Source organism: Oscillatoria sp. CS-180, assembly GCF_028330965.1.
Lineage (GTDB): Bacteria > Cyanobacteriota > Cyanobacteriia > Phormidesmidales > Phormidesmidaceae > Halomicronema.
The window spans coordinates 75,565-90,426 of record NZ_JAQMUB010000032.1 but is presented as its reverse complement, the minus strand read 5'-3'; the positions used below and the strand labels follow the sequence as shown (position 1 = coordinate 90,426).

At 49.6% G+C, this 14,862-nt stretch carries 16 protein-coding genes and 1 tRNA gene; 8 read left to right on the top strand and 9 right to left on the bottom strand.

Going from position 1 to position 14,862, the window contains the following annotated elements; translation table 11 throughout:
• Positions 1–81 precede the first annotated feature (81 nt).
• Both wbaP and PN498_RS07355 read left to right on the top strand, forming a co-directional pair.
• Positions 82–1,527 (top strand): undecaprenyl-phosphate galactose phosphotransferase WbaP, encoded by a 1,446-nt coding sequence (wbaP, locus tag PN498_RS07360; protein ID WP_272062073.1) that lies wholly within the window; start codon positions 82–84, stop codon positions 1,525–1,527.
• Positions 1,514–2,794 carry an O-antigen ligase family protein gene (locus PN498_RS07355; RefSeq protein WP_272062072.1) on the top strand — a complete coding sequence of 427 codons (1,281 nt, stop codon included), beginning with the start codon at positions 1,514–1,516 and terminating at the stop codon, positions 2,792–2,794. Before wbaP ends, PN498_RS07355 begins: the two co-directional genes overlap by 14 nt.
• A gap of 30 nt (positions 2,795–2,824) precedes the next feature.
• Here PN498_RS07355 and petL read toward each other — a convergent pair whose 3' ends face one another.
• The gene (gene petL, locus PN498_RS07350; RefSeq protein WP_272062071.1) at positions 2,825–2,926 is read right to left on the bottom strand and encodes a cytochrome b6-f complex subunit PetL; all 102 of its coding nucleotides are present in this window, start codon (positions 2,924–2,926) and stop codon (positions 2,825–2,827) included.
• Positions 2,927–3,089: 163 nt separating this feature from the next.
• On the opposite strand from petL, the gene rpsN reads away from it, so the two are divergent.
• The gene (gene rpsN / locus PN498_RS07345; protein ID WP_272062070.1) at positions 3,090–3,392 is read left to right on the top strand and encodes a 30S ribosomal protein S14; all 303 of its coding nucleotides are present in this window, start codon (positions 3,090–3,092) and stop codon (positions 3,390–3,392) included.
• A gap of 177 nt (positions 3,393–3,569) precedes the next feature.
• Positions 3,570–4,178, top strand: coding sequence for a 30S ribosomal protein S4 (gene rpsD, locus PN498_RS07340; protein ID WP_272062069.1), 609 nt, complete (start codon positions 3,570–3,572; stop codon positions 4,176–4,178).
• Positions 4,179–4,409: 231 nt separating this feature from the next.
• Here the strand turns inward: rpsD and PN498_RS07335 are convergent, their stop codons facing one another.
• Positions 4,410–5,750 carry a 2Fe-2S iron-sulfur cluster-binding protein gene (locus PN498_RS07335; RefSeq protein WP_272062068.1) on the bottom strand — a complete coding sequence of 447 codons (1,341 nt, stop codon included), beginning with the start codon at positions 5,748–5,750 and terminating at the stop codon, positions 4,410–4,412.
• Positions 5,751–6,264: 514 nt separating this feature from the next.
• Here PN498_RS07335 and PN498_RS07330 point away from each other — a divergent pair.
• Together PN498_RS07330 and PN498_RS07325 are read left to right on the top strand one after the other, a co-directional pair.
• Positions 6,265–7,620 (top strand): AAA-like domain-containing protein, encoded by a 1,356-nt coding sequence (locus PN498_RS07330; RefSeq protein ID WP_272062067.1) that lies wholly within the window; start codon positions 6,265–6,267, stop codon positions 7,618–7,620.
• Positions 7,613–9,043 carry an AAA-like domain-containing protein gene (locus PN498_RS07325; RefSeq protein WP_272062066.1) on the top strand — a complete coding sequence of 477 codons (1,431 nt, stop codon included), beginning with the start codon at positions 7,613–7,615 and terminating at the stop codon, positions 9,041–9,043. The genes PN498_RS07330 and PN498_RS07325 overlap by 8 nt, the downstream gene beginning before the upstream one ends.
• A 90-nt stretch (positions 9,044–9,133) precedes the next feature.
• Here PN498_RS07325 and PN498_RS07320 read toward each other — a convergent pair whose 3' ends face one another.
• Positions 9,134–9,502 carry a nucleotidyltransferase domain-containing protein gene (locus PN498_RS07320; protein ID WP_272062065.1) on the bottom strand — a complete coding sequence of 123 codons (369 nt, stop codon included), beginning with the start codon at positions 9,500–9,502 and terminating at the stop codon, positions 9,134–9,136.
• The gene (locus PN498_RS07315) at positions 9,456–9,848 is read right to left on the bottom strand and encodes a HEPN domain-containing protein (protein WP_272062064.1); all 393 of its coding nucleotides are present in this window, start codon (positions 9,846–9,848) and stop codon (positions 9,456–9,458) included. Before PN498_RS07315 ends, PN498_RS07320 begins: the two co-directional genes overlap by 47 nt.
• Positions 9,849–9,925: 77 nt before the next feature.
• Here PN498_RS07315 and PN498_RS07310 point away from each other — a divergent pair, with 77 nt between their 5' ends.
• Complete coding sequence (locus PN498_RS07310; RefSeq protein ID WP_272062063.1) at positions 9,926–11,314, top strand: alkaline phosphatase family protein; 1,389 nt, start codon at positions 9,926–9,928, stop codon at positions 11,312–11,314.
• 76 nt (positions 11,315–11,390) lie between these two features.
• Here PN498_RS07310 and PN498_RS07305 read toward each other — a convergent pair.
• Positions 11,391–11,473: transfer RNA gene (locus tag PN498_RS07305), tRNA-Leu, on the bottom strand.
• A gap of 259 nt (positions 11,474–11,732) precedes the next feature.
• Here PN498_RS07305 and PN498_RS07300 point away from each other — a divergent pair.
• Positions 11,733–11,870, top strand: coding sequence for a hypothetical protein (locus PN498_RS07300; protein ID WP_272062062.1), 138 nt, complete (start codon positions 11,733–11,735; stop codon positions 11,868–11,870).
• Between the two features lie 319 nt (positions 11,871–12,189).
• Here PN498_RS07300 and def read toward each other — a convergent pair whose 3' ends face one another.
• The 4 genes from def to PN498_RS07275 are packed head-to-tail and all read right to left on the bottom strand — an operon-like array spanning position 12,190 to position 14,797.
• Positions 12,190–12,756, bottom strand: a complete 567-nt coding sequence (def, locus tag PN498_RS07290) for a peptide deformylase (protein WP_272062061.1) — start codon at positions 12,754–12,756, stop codon at positions 12,190–12,192.
• Positions 12,757–12,787: 31 nt separating this feature from the next.
• Positions 12,788–13,675 (bottom strand): uroporphyrinogen-III C-methyltransferase, encoded by an 888-nt coding sequence (cobA, locus tag PN498_RS07285; RefSeq protein ID WP_272062060.1) that lies wholly within the window; start codon positions 13,673–13,675, stop codon positions 12,788–12,790.
• 24 nt (positions 13,676–13,699) lie between these two features.
• Entirely contained in the window at positions 13,700–13,834 is a 135-nt protein-coding gene (locus PN498_RS07280) for a hypothetical protein (RefSeq protein ID WP_272062059.1), read from the bottom strand.
• 24 nt (positions 13,835–13,858) lie between these two features.
• Positions 13,859–14,797, bottom strand: coding sequence for a sirohydrochlorin chelatase (locus PN498_RS07275; RefSeq protein ID WP_272062058.1), 939 nt, complete (start codon positions 14,795–14,797; stop codon positions 13,859–13,861).
• Between the last annotated feature and the right edge of the window lie 65 nt (positions 14,798–14,862).

The following is a 14,862-nucleotide window of genomic DNA, read 5'->3' as shown; positions in this document are numbered from 1 at the left end:
CGTTGACTTTGGGACTAAATCTACAGGATTGGGATACCTTTATCCCTAGACATGTGGTGATGCGGGCGTGCTTTTGTAGTTATGACACCTTTGATTCAGCTTCTTAAACCTGCCTATGTACCGCTGACTTTTTCGCTGCGATCGCTCTCAACGTCTGCCCCATTGGTGATTGCAGACGTCTTGGGTCTCATAGCTGCAGGCTTTATCAGTGTCCATGTTCGCTATGCCCTAGGAGGGCAGTTTGAGCCAGTATTGTATTGGAACCTCTGGCCTCTGCTCGGCGCGATCGTGGTGATTTATGTCATCGCTAATCTTTACCCTGCTGTTGGGTTAAGCCCGGTTGAAGAACTCCGTCGTATTTGTCTCTCGACAACCCTGTTCTACATGTCTTTGGGAGCCATCATTTTCTTGTTCCGAGAGGGTACAACGTATTCCCGAGGCATCTTTCTGATGGCCTGGCTGTTGTCGATGATCGGAGTTTGGCTATCTCGTATTAGTATTCGTAGGTTAGTCTCGCCCTTTCCCTGGTGGGGATTTCCAGTGGTTGTGATGGGCGCTGGCAGAACTGGTGAATTGGTGATTCGTACGCTGAAACGTCAGCCAGGATTGGGCTTAAAGCCGATCGCCGTCCTTGATGACGACCCTAGAAAACAGGGAGCTTTGGAATCGGTTCCAGTCGTCGGCAAACTCTCCATCGCTCCCTATTTAGCCCGAGAGCGCCATGTGAGTTATGCGATCGTTGCCATGCCGGGGGTCCCTCGTGAGAAGCTCTTGGCAATTCTAGAACGCTATGGTCATACCTTTCCCCACTTGCTAGTCATTCCTGACTTGTTTGGATTTGCCAGTTTATGGGTCAGCGCTACCGATATGGGCGGTATCTTGGGGTTGGAAATTCGGCAGCGTTTGCTACTCCCAGGGCCACGATTAACAAAGGCTACGCTCGATTATTTACTCACTATTATCCTGGGGATTTTGACGCTGCCTCTTTTTATGCTGATCGTATTAGCCGTCAAGCTAGATTCCCCTGGTCCTATCTTTTATGGTCACCATCGCCTTGGTCGAGGCGCACGCCCCTTCATTGCCTGGAAGTTTCGGTCAATGGTGACCAATGCTGACGAAGTTTTAGAAGAACACCTCACTAAAAATCATTTGTTTCGCTATGAGTGGGAACAAGAACGTAAGCTAAAAAGCGATCCGCGAATTACTCGGGTGGGACGCCTACTTCGACGCACGAGCTTAGACGAACTTCCTCAACTTTGGAATGTTTTATTGGGGGAGATGAGTTTGGTTGGGCCTCGTCCCATCGTAGATGACGAAATTAATCATTATGCTGATAAATTTGAGCTATATAAGCGAGTTCCTCCAGGAATTACCGGACTATGGCAAGTTTCCGGTAGAAATGATGTTACCTATTCAGAACGGGTTAACTTGGACGCTTATTACGTTAGAAATTGGTCTGTTTGGTTAGACATCTATATCCTATTGAGAACTATCTGGGTGGTATTGATTGGAGATGGCGCATACTGACGCACGATCGCAAAGGCTAGATCAGGGTGCCATCTTCTGGAGCATTACCCTGCCCCTATCTCTAGGCTTTTTGCCTTATCCGTATTCGATGTTTGCCGGAATCATAGGCTTTTTTTTGCTGTGCTTGTGGCAAACCTACTTTTATCCAAGACAGTTGTTTAAACTGCTCTATCGCAATGGATTTTTGGCGATCGCCCTCCTCATGGTTGTCGGTGCCAGATTGGCTAATTTTCCGGGTGAAGCTTATCTGCAGCTGACCCACTTTCTGCCTTTTTTCTGGTTCTGGGGCGTATTGGTTCTTTATTTAAGGCAAACGGCTAATCCCTGGCCGCAAATTTATCACTGGGCATTAGCAGTGGTTACCGCAACCGTGCCACTCAACATCATCGGCATTGTGGAATACGCTTTGAAGCGGATTCCACTCGTCGAATCGTCAACCTATCTGCCCTGGATCGACTGGCTGTATTTAGGGGATGTCAACAACCCCCGTACCTTTTCTCTCTTTGATGATCCCAATACGCTAGCCAGCTTTCTGGTCATGGTCCTGGGATTGAATATTGGCCTAGTCTTTTTACGACCCAAGGACAGCGAGACATTGGGTCGCTTGCCGACTGCCTATCGCTACGCTTTGGCAGTCAATATCTTGTTGACCTTGGTCTGTCTGTTTTGTTCAGGTTCCCGCAACGGCTACTTGTCAGCGTCACTGGTGCTATTGGTCAGCTTTTTTGTGATGCGAACGAGTCGTTGGGTGCGGTCGCTGGGGCTATTGGGGATTGCTCTTATTGTCGTCTCAACCCTGAAATTTGGCATTGGTGGGCGCACCCTGTCTTGGGCTTGGGTCACGGATGATCCCAGAGTATGGGTCTGGAAACTGGCACTCCAGATGATTCGCGATCGTCCTTTGTGGGGTCAAGGGCTGGGGAATTACAAACTGCTATATAACGGTGAGGTGCCCGGCTACGACTATATTGCTCACGCCCATAATTTTTGGCTGATGTTGGCATCTGAAGCAGGTTTGCCAGTTATCATCCTATTTACCATTACTGTCAGCTTCATCTGCTATCGAGGGTGTCGAGCACTGTTCAAACTACAAAAGCAGCCGAACGCCTATGCGCTGCTGATGGGCTATTACCTGTGCTTCTTAGGCATCACGCTCTTTTCGCTATTTGACATCACTTTATTTGAAGCCCGTGTCAATTTGTTGGCATGGCTGAGTCTAGGCGTCATCTATTCAGGTCCAGAACTCAGCCGATTGCTCCGCAGCTAGGCCTTCCGGTCAAATGCTCCTAGTCAATGCTTAGATCAGCTTGACAGCACGTAAGCCGAAGTAGAGCACCATAGCGGTTGCAATTCCACCACCTAGCATGACAACAAACGAGATCGCGCCACCTACACTCATGGGTTTACCTCCTAAAGACACAGTCCATGCTCTTTATTCAATCATGTTCTGCTATCCAGAGAGGCCAGAATGAAGTGAAAGTTGTCTTTTCGACGACATTGCGGATTCTAGTTCATTCCTTTATTATTAAAGACTGTGAAAAACTTGACCTAACACAAACTACATGGCTAAGAAAGGCATGGTTGCGCGAGAGCGCAAGCGCGAAAAACTTGTGGCTAAGTACGCTGAAAAGCGTGCAGCCCTTTTAGAAGAATTCCGACAGGCTGAAGGCCCACAGGCCAAATTTGAAATTCATCGGAAAATTCAGCAGCTACCTCGGGCAAGTTCACGGACTCGTCTCCGCAACCGCTGTTGGAAGACAGGCCGCCCCCGAGGTTATTATCGTGACTTTGGTCTATGCCGCAACCAATTGCGTGAAATGGCCCATGAAGGACTTCTACCTGGCGTTGTCAAGTCAAGCTGGTAGTCTCAAGCGCCGCGAAACATCCTGTTGCACTTCATGCCTGTGCTGGATGAGTGCTTTGTCGGCAACGTTGTTTAATTACCGACTGGGAGCTTCGCCACCATCTCCTGGTTTAGTACAAACCCCTTTCCCTAGATGCGGGGGTGGCAACTTGATGACATCTATTTATTGGAGAACCCTATGTCTCGTTATCGAGGACCTCGACTTAGAGTTGTTCGCCGTTTGGGTGAACTGCCAGGCCTTTCGCGTAAAGCGCCTCGCAAAGCGTATCCCCCCGGACAGCACGGTCAGGCTCGCAAGAAGAAGACAGAATACGCTATTCGACTTGAGGAAAAGCAAAAGCTGCGGTTCAACTATGGCGTCAGCGAAAAGCAGCTTATCCGCTACGTGAAAAAAGCACGACGGGCTGGCGGTTCGACAGGCTTGGTCATCCTACAGCAGCTAGAGATGCGCCTAGACAATACCGTCTTTCGTCTAGGATTTGCGCCAACCATTCCAGCAGCGCGTCAGGTTGTGAATCATGGTCACATCACGGTAAACGGTCGAGTGCTGGACATTGCTAGCTATCAGTGTCGTCCGGGCGATGTGATTGCTGTGCGCGATCGCGAAGCATCCAAAAAGATGGTAGAAGCTAACCTAGAATTTCCTGGCTTAGCGAATGTGCCGACTCACCTAGAATTGGATAAAGATAAGCTGACGGCAAAGGTAAACAGCATTATCGAGCGTGAATGGATCGCTCTCAACGTCAACGAACTGCTGGTGGTTGAGTATTACTCTCGGAAGGCATAATCCCGTTTTCAAACAGCTTTAAAGCAATCTGTTGCAAGCATTCAAACCCCTTAGGGCTATTGCCTTAAGGGGTTTAGTGATCTAGACAATGAGAAGACTATAGCGTTAGTCATCTAGGCTTGTACACCCAACAACAGTCCGGTGCTGAAGGCATGGTCAGATAGCTCGCCGCCTTGTCCTAGCAGAACTGGTGATAGCTATAGGCCATCAGGTAGGGCTATGGGCAAAGCTCTACACATCTAACACCACTCGCCCTGCACGAGGTTTAGCCACGCAAATTAGAGCATGGCCGTCATCTGGCGTTCCGCTCGGAGGTTCTTCGTAGGCGACCTCGCCCTCCTTCACGCGACACATACAGGTTAGGCAAATACCGGCGCGGCAGCTAAAGTCTGGACTAAGCCCTTGCGCTTCGGCAAACTCCAGTAGCGTACCATCGTCTGCTGACCACTGGGCCGTCTTACCCGACTGGGCAAAAACGACTTCAGCTGTCTCCACCACTCCATCCGTTTCGGTAGCTACGGCAGGAGCTGTTTTTGCTTGCGACACCGGTTTGGCAAAAGATTCGAAATAGACCTGTTCTCTAGGAACACCCCACTCTGCTAAACCGTCTCGTAACGAGTCCATAAAACTAGGCGACCCACAAAGAAAGTACTCCGCATCTGAGGCCATAAAGCGGGGAGTCAGTAAAGACTTCACGAGATCAACATCGACATAGCCAGTGCTGTGATAGCCGCCATCGTCATCAGGGCGAGGGCGACTGTAGCGATAATGAACCGTGAAATTGGGATTGTTGGGTGCGATCGCTAACAGTGCCTCTCGAAAGGCATGAAAATCACCGTTTCGAGCACCGTGCAAAAACCAAATGGGACGGTTAGGGTTTGTGACTGCGACAGCCTTTGCCATGCTAATCATCGGTGTGATTCCCACGCCGTTGCTGATGAGAACGGCTGGGCGATCGCGCTGTACATCTAGCACAAATTTTCCTGCTGGTGGCTTACAAGGAATGATTGCCCCTTCGTGAATCTGGTCATGCATGAAGTTGGACGCTATCCCCGGAGGCACATCCTGATTTTTAGGGGCCCCTTCGCGCTTGATCGACAAACGATAGTAGTCAGGTGATACTGAATAATCCGACAAAGAATAGGTACGAATGACAGGACGTGGCTGATCTGGTACGTCCAGTTTGATCGTTAAAAACTGTCCAGGCTGAAAGCTTGGCAACGCTCCGCTATCTTGAGGCTTAAGGTAAAACGAAGTAATTTCGTTACTTTCAGTCACTTTACGAGCCACTACAAAATCTCGCCAGTCTGTCCAGCCTTCCTTTTGCTTTGGACTTTTTGCTGCGGTTTTAGGCGCTTTCCGAGTCGTTGGGTTGACCGCTGCTCCGAAAAGAGCCCCTACTCCTGCCCCTGCTGCTCCAGCATAAATGCTGAACTTGTTGACCAGACGGTTATCTAGTAGCGACAGGCCGAGCAAACCTCCCGCTATGATTGTGGTGGCTGAAGCGCCAACAACTGCGGCGGTTGCACTGCGAGCAAGGGGATTGTGAATGCGTTCAAGAATATCGACCATCGAAAAGAGTCCTTGCGATTGGGTTTAAGAAAGCCGTATGAAATGACAGCAGTCTAATAGTAGAAAGGCCAGCTTAGTTGAAGCTTAAGGAAAAGAAAGTTCAAGCTGATAGGCTGGTCCTGGCAATGCTAAAGAAGTAACTAAATAGAAGTCACTGGATGCTGTAAAGTCGTGAGCAGGAGATCATTTTCAGTTCTCGTTCACAAACGGCATCTGATTACGAAAAAGCCATATTTGGTTCTTAAATCAGCTTCCAGGTGATTTTTTCAGAGCTATCGTTCATATTGCTCTCTAGAATAATTACCCCTGTTTATTTACAGAACGCTAGCACCAGCAATTGCGACTAGTCTGCCTGAAATAGCTGGTTATTCAAGCATGGGTTGCTAGGAAAAGGGGGCTTCAGAACGGCTGACTGTCAGAAAAAGTCAGTGTTTCATCAAGTTTCTGAGAATCCCTGCAATACTGAACCCTAACAACCTCTACTTTAATTATTGCAACTCCCTCAAAACCTGCTATGGAAGCTGATGAAGCCCTTGCTCTACTAGATGAGCTACTTCCCAATCACTCGCTCACAAATCTACAGGAAACCGTATTCAGCCAGGTCTGGGAAGGCAAAACCTATGCTGAAATTGCGGAGGATTGTAGCTACGAGCATAACTATATTCGAGATGTGGGTTTTCGCCTTTGGCAGATGCTGTCGGAGACCCTAAATCAAAAAATTTCCAAAAGCAATATCAGAGCTGTTCTCAGACGATATGCTCGTAATCGCGATGCCAATCGATCTGCAGGAAATTTCATCGCTAACAATACACCCGTTATTCTAGAGTTTCCTAGCGGACCAGTGCCACTCCACTCGCAGCTTTATGTTGAACGTCCACCGATTGAAGAGCGAGCATTCTCAGAGGTTCTCAAACCCGGTAGTTTAGTCCGTATTAAAGCACCTCGCCTGATGGGAAAAACCTCTTTGCTTCGTCGTGTTGTTGTCCACGGACAAGCGCATCAACTCCGCAGCGTGTCTCTCAGATTCAATCGGGCCGATCGCACCATCTATCAAAACTTAGATGCCTTCTTACGCTGGTTTTGTGCCAATATCAGCTATCAGTTGCAGATTGAGCCTAATTTGGACACCTATTGGAATCCCGCGATCGGCAGTAAAGTAAGCTGCTCTGCCTATTTGGAAGACTATGTTCTAGGGCAAGTTGAGGGGGACATTGTCATTGCACTAGACGAAATGAGCGCACTCTTCCAATATCCTGAAATCTCTTCTGAATTTCTGCCTTTGCTGCGTACTTGGTATGAAGATGCCCGAGAGTTTAACAGTTGGCAGCGAATTCGTTGGGTGCTTGCCCATGCTACAGACGTCTATGTGCCCCTAAAACTTAACCAATCGCCTTTTAACGTCGGACTGCCGATCAAGCTCCCCTCCTTCTCTTTAGAACAGGTCCAAGAGCTAGCCTCACGCCACGGCATAAATTGGGCTGAAAAGGATGCCAACAAAGCCAGTCTGCTATCGCTCTTACACATGGTGAGTTGCCGTCCCGGCTTAGTCAGGTTAGCCCTCTATGCCTTAGCTCGGTACGATATCACGCTAGCTCAACTTATCGAAGAAGCACCCACCCAATCCGGCATTTACAGCGATCACTTGCGAGAACTCTTAGCAGCTCTATATCTTCATACCGATCTGCAAACTGCGTTTCAAATTGTCGTCCGTTCCCCCCACCCTGTGACCCTGGAACCCATTACCGCCTATCGGTTAGAGAGTTTAGGACTCATCACTCTCAACAAAAATCAAGCCTCACCAGCCTGCGAGCTATATCAGCGATATTTCTACGATTTTCTACCAACCGAGCCCTCGTCATCCTATGTATGAATATCAGGTCGGGGGCAGCTTATCGGTTGATGATCCGACCTACGTCGAACGACCTGCCGACGGAGTTCTCCATAGCGCACTGCTAAATCGCCAGTTTTGCTACGTGTTGACGTCACGACAAATGGGTAAGTCGAGTTTACGGCTGCGGATGCGCTATCGGTTGGAGGCGGCTGGACAGGGTCAGTGTGCTGCCGTTGACATGACTCGTTTGGGTAGCGACCACATAACCCAGGAGCAGTGGTATCAGGGCCTTATGTTTGATTTGGTTCGTAAGTTGGGGTCTCGCCGACGGTTTGATGTTTCCGCTTGGTGGCATGAGTTAGGAGAGTTGCCGCCGATCCAAAAATTTGCGCATTTCATTGAGACAGTGTTGCTAGGTGAGGAAGTGGGACAACCACTGTTCATTTTTCTAGACGAGGTTGATAGCCTACGCGAACTTCGATTCTCCATAGACGATTTCTTTGGATTTGTACGGTTTTGCTACAACGAGCGGGCAGAGAATGCGGCTTATCGGCGGTTGACGTGGGCACTATTTGGGGCAGCAACGCCTCGCGATCTGGTCACAAAGGACTATCAAACGCCGTTTAATATTGGTCAAGCCATTCATCTATCGCGGTTCTCATTATCCGACGCAGCCCCCCTTACTACCGGACTAACTGCGATCGCTCAGCAACCTGAAGCTCTCCTCACTGAAGTCCTGAACTGGACAGGTGGACAGCCATTCCTCACTCAAAAAGTTTGCTGTCTATTACGCAGTACGTTTGCCAACCGTCTCATTTCAGCAGGCAGTGAGGCTGCCACGGTCAGTCATTTGGTCCACTCTCGTCTCATTCACAACTGGGAAGCCCAGGATGATCCAGAGCACTTGCGGACCATTCGAGATCGCCTCACTGCTAATACACAGCGTTCAGGTCGCTTGCTGAGCCTTTACCAGCAGGTACGAACACACGGGGGGCTTAAAGCAGACGGCAGCCAAGAGCAGGCGGATTTAAAATTATCGGGAGTCGCGATCGAGCAAGAGGGACTGCTACGGATTACTAACCCCATCTATGCCTCAGTATTTGACAATGATTGGATTCATGATTGCCTCTCAAGACAGCGCCCCTATGCAGAAACGCTCAATGCCTGGGTTGCCTCCAATTTTCAAGATGAGTCCCGTTTGTTGATGGGACAAGCCTTAAAAGAAGCACTCCAGTGGGCAGGAGACAAAAGCCTCAGCGATTTGGATTATCGCTTTTTGTCTGCTAGCCAAGAGTGGGATGCCAAGATGGTCCGTATGGAGCTAGAAGCCCAAGAAAAGGCTAACCAGATGCTGGCCGAGGCCCAACACAAAGCGACTCGAATTATTTGGTTGGGCTACTTAAGCTTGGGGCTTTGTTTGCTGATATCAGCGATCGCCCTACTGATCAGTCTGCTGAGATAGAGGAGCAGAATGGGCACAATCCTAGCTCTTTGCAAACTGGACAAAATTGCTTCTAGGCCTTAACGACGAAGCCCGTAGCAGCCTTATCCATCACTGAGAGAGTGGAATTATCCAAACGGTCTCCTGAAGTAGAGTGTTGTAAAAGCGGGGTTGATTGACTGCAAGCTGCTGCCACTCTGCCCTGGTGTATATTTGGGCCTCAACAGGAACCGGAATAGATAAAAAATTCCAGTGTGTGCTTCTTTGATGGAAGGGTAAATGGCTCTCTGTGAGAATTGCCACAACGTCTAAGTCGCTGCCTTTGCCTGCGGTTCCTCGTGCATAGGAACCGAAATAGCCAAGGGCCATAACGTCGTCCAAGCATTCGTCCTGTTCTAAAACCCATTGTCTCAGAGCACCGTCCACTTGTTTCTTACTCGGCCATCGAAGAATCGACGAATTCAAAAATCGCACGGGCATAACGAATTGCCTCTTGACTCTGTAAGGGACCATAGTGTTCGAAGGGAGAGCCTTCGGGGTGACTATCTGGATAGCGAGTCGGAATATAAAAGTTATCCAATACCCTCGCCTGTTCTAGCAGCAAGGAAGGGACCTCAAGACTGGGAGGAAGCTCAGATAACAAGCAAAATAGCAGATGTCCCCAGGCCTCCTGTCCACATGACAAATGAAGTGCTCTGATTGCTTTCTCACCGGCTTGATGAGCCGCGAAACAAGCCCATTCGTGAAGTGATGCAGCTTCAGAGGCGATCGCTTGCTGTAAATCCCGTTGAGCTTGATTGAGCCAATCTTGAGAACGATTTGCCATATTTTCTACTCATTTTTGGAGGTCGGTGACAAACTCCGTTCTCTAGAATAGGCACAAACCGTCAAAATTTTCGTGTAATGCCGACTCCCCGCTTACTCATCATCGGACTGGACTGTATGGAACCGTCGCTGGTATTCGAGCGTTGGCGACAGGACCTGCCCAACTTGAATCGATTGATGACTCAAGGCAGCTATGGGCGATTGGAGAGCAGCATTCCCGCCATTACCGTACCCGCTTGGAGCTGCATGATGACGGGGCGAGATCCCGGTGAGTTGGGAATTTATGGGTTTCGCAATCGGCGCGATCGCGATTACCACAGCATGGGCATCTCTGACGGACGTGCAGTCAAATTTCCGCGCCTATGGGATTTCTTAGGAGAAGCCGGCTGGAAAGTGGCGGCACTGAGTGTACCCGGTACTTCCCCCCCGTATCCTATCAACGGCAGCCTGGTTTCGTGTTTTCTCACCCCAGGCACGGACGTCCCCTTTACGCATCCTCCCGAGCTTGCCGAGCAGATCCGAGCTTGGATGCCCGACTTCATGATGGATGTGCCCAACTTTCGCTCCGACGAAAAAGCCCGTATTCTCGACAATCTCTTCAAGCTGTGTGATCAGCGATTCACGTTGGCTGAAAAGCTCATTGTTCAGGACCAGCCAGACTTTCTCATGCTGGTCGATATGGGCGTTGATCGCATTCACCACGCCTTTTGGAAACCAATGGATCCTCACCATCCGCAGTACGAGCCAAACTCACCTTTTGCTAACGCCATTCATGACTATTACGTCCATGTTGATCAGCAAATTGGTGAACTGTTGCAGCATTGCGACGAGGACACCGCCGTACTTGTCGTCTCAGACCACGGTGCTCAACCTTTGATGGGGGGCATTTGCATCAATGAATGGCTCATTGCCAACGGTTACCTAACCCTCAAAGAGGCACCAACCGAGCCGCTGCCCCTCGATAAGGTTTCCGTAGACTGGAGCCAAACCAAAGTGTGGGGCGCAGGCGGATACTATGCCCGCATCTTCTTGAACGTAAAGGGTAGAGAGCCGGAAGGCACCATCTCGATGATGGACTACGAACGCTTGCGAGATGAACTCAGCCAACAGCTATCTCAATTGACGACCCCTACTGGACAATCGCTCAACGTCAAAATCTTTAAACCTCAGCAAATTTATCAAAAGGTTCGAGGCCGCGCGCCCGATCTAATCGTCTACTTTGATGACCTCGCTTGGCGATCTGTCGGCAGTGTCGGCATTGGCGATCTCTACACCGTTGAAAACGATACCGGACCCGACGACGCCAACCATGCCCCCTTTGGTCTGATGGTTTTCCACGATCCGCGATTGCCTAAAAACGGCCAGGTCATCACTGATGCGCAACTCTACGACATCTTGCCAACCTTCCTTGATCGATACGACATTCAGTCGCCCAAAAATCTTCGAGGCAAAATCTTGAACATTTAATTGCAGTTGCCTCCGCGCCACTCATTCGGTTGACAGACGACAGAGCTTACAGCTGTAGATAATTCGACATCAATAATGCGGATGAAAGGACTTGAACCTTCACGTCGCGAGGACACTAGAACCTAAATCTAGCGCGTCTACCAATTCCGCCACATCCGCGTGCCTATCTATAGTATCGAACAGTATCCCGATTGAATAGACCTTTGCTCAGATTCCCTGGGCGCATCATCAATTAATTCTAAAAGCCTTGTGGCTCAAGCAGGGTTGCGCCCGTTCTCAATTGATCAGCTAGGGGCTGAAACCTGCTCTGATAGAGTAGCTAAGCGCTAAGCAATAACGGCTCTAGCTAAAGGATAGACGCGGAAGGAAGAAACCATCCTGCAGGCGATGACTAGCGTTTAGCAATGGTACCGCAGCTATGACAAAGAAAACGGTGAAGGGCGCGATCGCCCAAAATCCTAAGTGCGATCGCCTCAGCTTTACACAACCTCTACATGTTGGCTCTAGCATCGCGCACTGCTGCATAGAAAAAGACTACTCCCAGGGGAACAGCTAAGCCAATTAGCAGGCTAGTTGGGCCTGTACCCCAGTCAGGCTCACCCGTTGACAGCTCGAAGATAGCCGCAACGGCTGAAATGGCAGCTAGGCAAGAGCATAGTAGAAATAGCCCGCTTTTTGGTGTCCACACAATGCTTAAATCTCCCCAAATTGAAAAGAATTTTCTGAAATGTCTTTTATCTAGCGCAGAGTGAGGACACGACGCAAGGGACTAGTACCGCTATGTAGAATGCAAAATGCAAAATTCAGATTTCAAAACTAGGACAAATAAGCTTTCCCAATGTTTTGAAGGATGAGCCTATTTCTACCGTAGTGTACTAGCCATCAACTTCTTTGACATCCTTCATATAAAAACCGTTCTTCTGAAGCTCCTGCGTAAGGGCAAGCTGATTAGTGACGCGGTCTACAAACATCACCCCAGTCAAATGATCCATCTCATGGAGAATACAGCGGGCAAGTAGATCAGCCGCCTTGATCTTTTGAGGACGACCATTTTCGTCTTTAAAGCTGACTTCAATGGCACTGGGGCGAACCACATCTAGATAAACACCAGGAATGCTCAAGCAGCCCTCTTGCCCAGTACAAAGCTCTTTACTTGTACGAATAACTTTCGGATTGATTAGAATCAGCGGCGGCGTGGTGGAATTTTCGGGATCAATGTCAACGACAATCAGCTGCTTGTTGACTGCCACTTGCGGAGCCGCTAGCCCGATACCGTCAGAGCTATACATCGTCTTCAGCATGTCGTAAGCCAGCTGCCGCATTGAGTTATCAACCTTGGCAACTCGCTTGGCAGGCTGTCGCAAAACGCGATCGCCTAGGGTATGAATATCGAGCGGTGGATTCTTGAGCTTCTTCTTCTCAACCTGGATAGTCGCAGTCATGGAGAGGTAAAAATGTGGATGTGAATAGTGTCTACTGTTCTAAATCCATAGTAGCAAGGGTGTTTCCCCTCGTCGCAGCAATACGGTTCGGCAATTTTGACTGCGTAAAGTCTTGGGAATAGTCAACATCGGCTGTACTGGGACGGCAGTTTTCTAAGATCTGACGCATATTGACGACATTACCAACAACGGCGATCGCGGGCGCGGCAAATCCAGTCGCTTTCATCTCATCTTCTATGGTTGCCAGCGTAGCAATCAACTCATCTTGTTCGGGACGGGTTCCCCAACGGATAAGTGCCACAGGCGTTTCAGTACCCAAACCAGCTTTGACTAACGCAGTCACGATGTTAGGCAGATTATGAACCCCCATGTAGATAACGATAGTTTCAGAACTTTGGGCGATCGCTGGCCAGTTAACCTCAGGCCGATATTTGCCGACCGCTTCGTGCCCTGTCACAAAGGTCACACTGGAACTGAGTTCCCGATGCGTCACAGGAATGCCCGCATAGGCAGGCACTGCGACGCCTGCCGTAATTCCCGGCACAACTTCCACTGGGATGCCAGCCGCCACTAGATCCATCATTTCTTCACCGCCTCGACCAAACACAAAGGGGTCGCCGCCCTTTAAACGCACAACAACTTTGTGCTGTTGTGCTTGAGCAATCAAAAGCTGGTTGATGTCTGTTTGAGACAATGAATGATACCCCCGTCGCTTTCCTGCCGGCAACAGCTGGGCAGCCGGATTGGCCATACCTAGAATAGGCGGACTCACCAAAGCATCGTAAACAACGACATCGGCCTGTTCGAGCAGAGCTTTACCCTTAAGGGTAAATAGTCCTGGATCTCCAGGGCCTGCTCCGACAAGGTATACCTTGCCGGGTAAGCGATCGCGCTCCAGATCGACGCAAGCATCCGTCATATCAGTGTTCCTTTTCCTGTAAGTCTAGGTGTGCTGCCCGATTAGGACAGTGTCATTAGTTACTGACCCAAATGTGGCCTGCAAACCGTCTTGTTCAAACCGCTGCTCAGCACCTTCAGCCCATTGCCCAGTCAAGCTTTCCTGAAGCAGCTTAATCAAAGCAGCAGCAAGCTCAAGAAAATATTAAGCGGTTATGCCTTTCTCGGCTATTAATAAAGAAGATTGACTCCAGTTGACGTTGGGTAAACCCCGAGGCGCTGTGAGTGCCAGTTCAGCAACGGCTCTACCTAAGTCCATATCAGTTCCTAGAGGAGCTAATAGTCTTAGAGAGAGTTGGGGAAGCCGCTCGGCAACGGCTTCTGTTTGTCGGGTGATAGCGTCCGTGATGCTGCCGGGAAAAAGGAAATAAGGAGCGATCGCCAGTCGTTGATACCCTCGCTGCACCAAGTCAAAAATTTGAGTTTCCAAGTTTGGTGCAACCGTCCAGAAAGCCACATCAGTATCCAGAATGGTGCCGAGTTGTTGAATAGCTCGATTGCCAGCTGAGCGACGACTACCATGGGCCAATAGGACACACCGTTCAGCATCGGTCTTAGCTAAGCGGTGAGCGACATAGCGCTTAAAGCCGTTGTGACTGCCCAAATAGGGCGTACAAATCAGCCGCACCCGAGCAGGCAACAGGGCACAAGCAGCAGCAATTTCTCGGGGCAGATCTTCCCGGACATGAACACCGGCTAGCAGGAAAAGCGGCACCACAACAATCTGCCGAATGCCTCTCGTTTCAACGCTTTGGGCAAAGATTCTGATTTGCTCAGATAAAGGAGTTACATTCGCTTCCAAGGTAGCTGTGCCAACGATTGGGACTTCAGCAACATCGACCTGAGACAATCCCAAAGAGCGGATAGGAAAAGGCTCTGCAAAGCTGGAATTGACTTCAGCAAAGCCAACCAGAGTATTGTTCGAGTTTAAATAGTTTTGCAGAGAGGAGCCTGTAGCGAGCCGATACTCATCCTTCCGCAGCCGTGCGAGTTGCTGTTGCATACGGTCAGCAAGGCGCGACAAACCGGCCTGATGACGTGCATCAGAACTCCCATGAGAAACCAGTAGATATGCAGTGCGCATTATATTCACCCTCGATTCATTAAATGACTGCATCCACAGGGAGGCACAACCCTTATTCATCAGGC

Bases quoted from the DNA above. Each gene is read 5' to 3' on its own strand.
- PN498_RS07355 (WP_272062072.1), top strand. From the start codon at position 1,514: ATGGCGCATACTGACGCACGATCGCAAAGGCTAGATCAGGGTGCCATC.
- PN498_RS07275 (WP_272062058.1), bottom strand. From the start codon at position 14,797: ATGCGCACTGCATATCTACTGGTTTCTCATGGGAGTTCTGATGCACGT.
- wbaP (WP_272062073.1), top strand. From the start codon at position 82: ATGACACCTTTGATTCAGCTTCTTAAACCTGCCTATGTACCGCTGACT.
- PN498_RS07315 (WP_272062064.1), bottom strand. From the start codon at position 9,848: ATGGCAAATCGTTCTCAAGATTGGCTCAATCAAGCTCAACGGGATTTA.
- PN498_RS07310 (WP_272062063.1), top strand. From the start codon at position 9,926: ATGCCGACTCCCCGCTTACTCATCATCGGACTGGACTGTATGGAACCG.
- def (WP_272062061.1), bottom strand. From the start codon at position 12,756: ATGACTGCGACTATCCAGGTTGAGAAGAAGAAGCTCAAGAATCCACCG.
- PN498_RS07300 (WP_272062062.1), top strand. From the start codon at position 11,733: ATGACAAAGAAAACGGTGAAGGGCGCGATCGCCCAAAATCCTAAGTGC.
- rpsN (WP_272062070.1), top strand. From the start codon at position 3,090: ATGGCTAAGAAAGGCATGGTTGCGCGAGAGCGCAAGCGCGAAAAACTT.
- PN498_RS07330 (WP_272062067.1), top strand. From the start codon at position 6,265: ATGGAAGCTGATGAAGCCCTTGCTCTACTAGATGAGCTACTTCCCAAT.
- PN498_RS07335 (WP_272062068.1), bottom strand. From the start codon at position 5,750: ATGGTCGATATTCTTGAACGCATTCACAATCCCCTTGCTCGCAGTGCA.
- petL (WP_272062071.1), bottom strand. From the start codon at position 2,926: ATGAGTGTAGGTGGCGCGATCTCGTTTGTTGTCATGCTAGGTGGTGGA.
- cobA (WP_272062060.1), bottom strand. From the start codon at position 13,675: ATGACGGATGCTTGCGTCGATCTGGAGCGCGATCGCTTACCCGGCAAG.
- rpsD (WP_272062069.1), top strand. From the start codon at position 3,570: ATGTCTCGTTATCGAGGACCTCGACTTAGAGTTGTTCGCCGTTTGGGT.
- PN498_RS07320 (WP_272062065.1), bottom strand. From the start codon at position 9,502: ATGCCCGTGCGATTTTTGAATTCGTCGATTCTTCGATGGCCGAGTAAG.
- PN498_RS07325 (WP_272062066.1), top strand. From the start codon at position 7,613: ATGTATGAATATCAGGTCGGGGGCAGCTTATCGGTTGATGATCCGACC.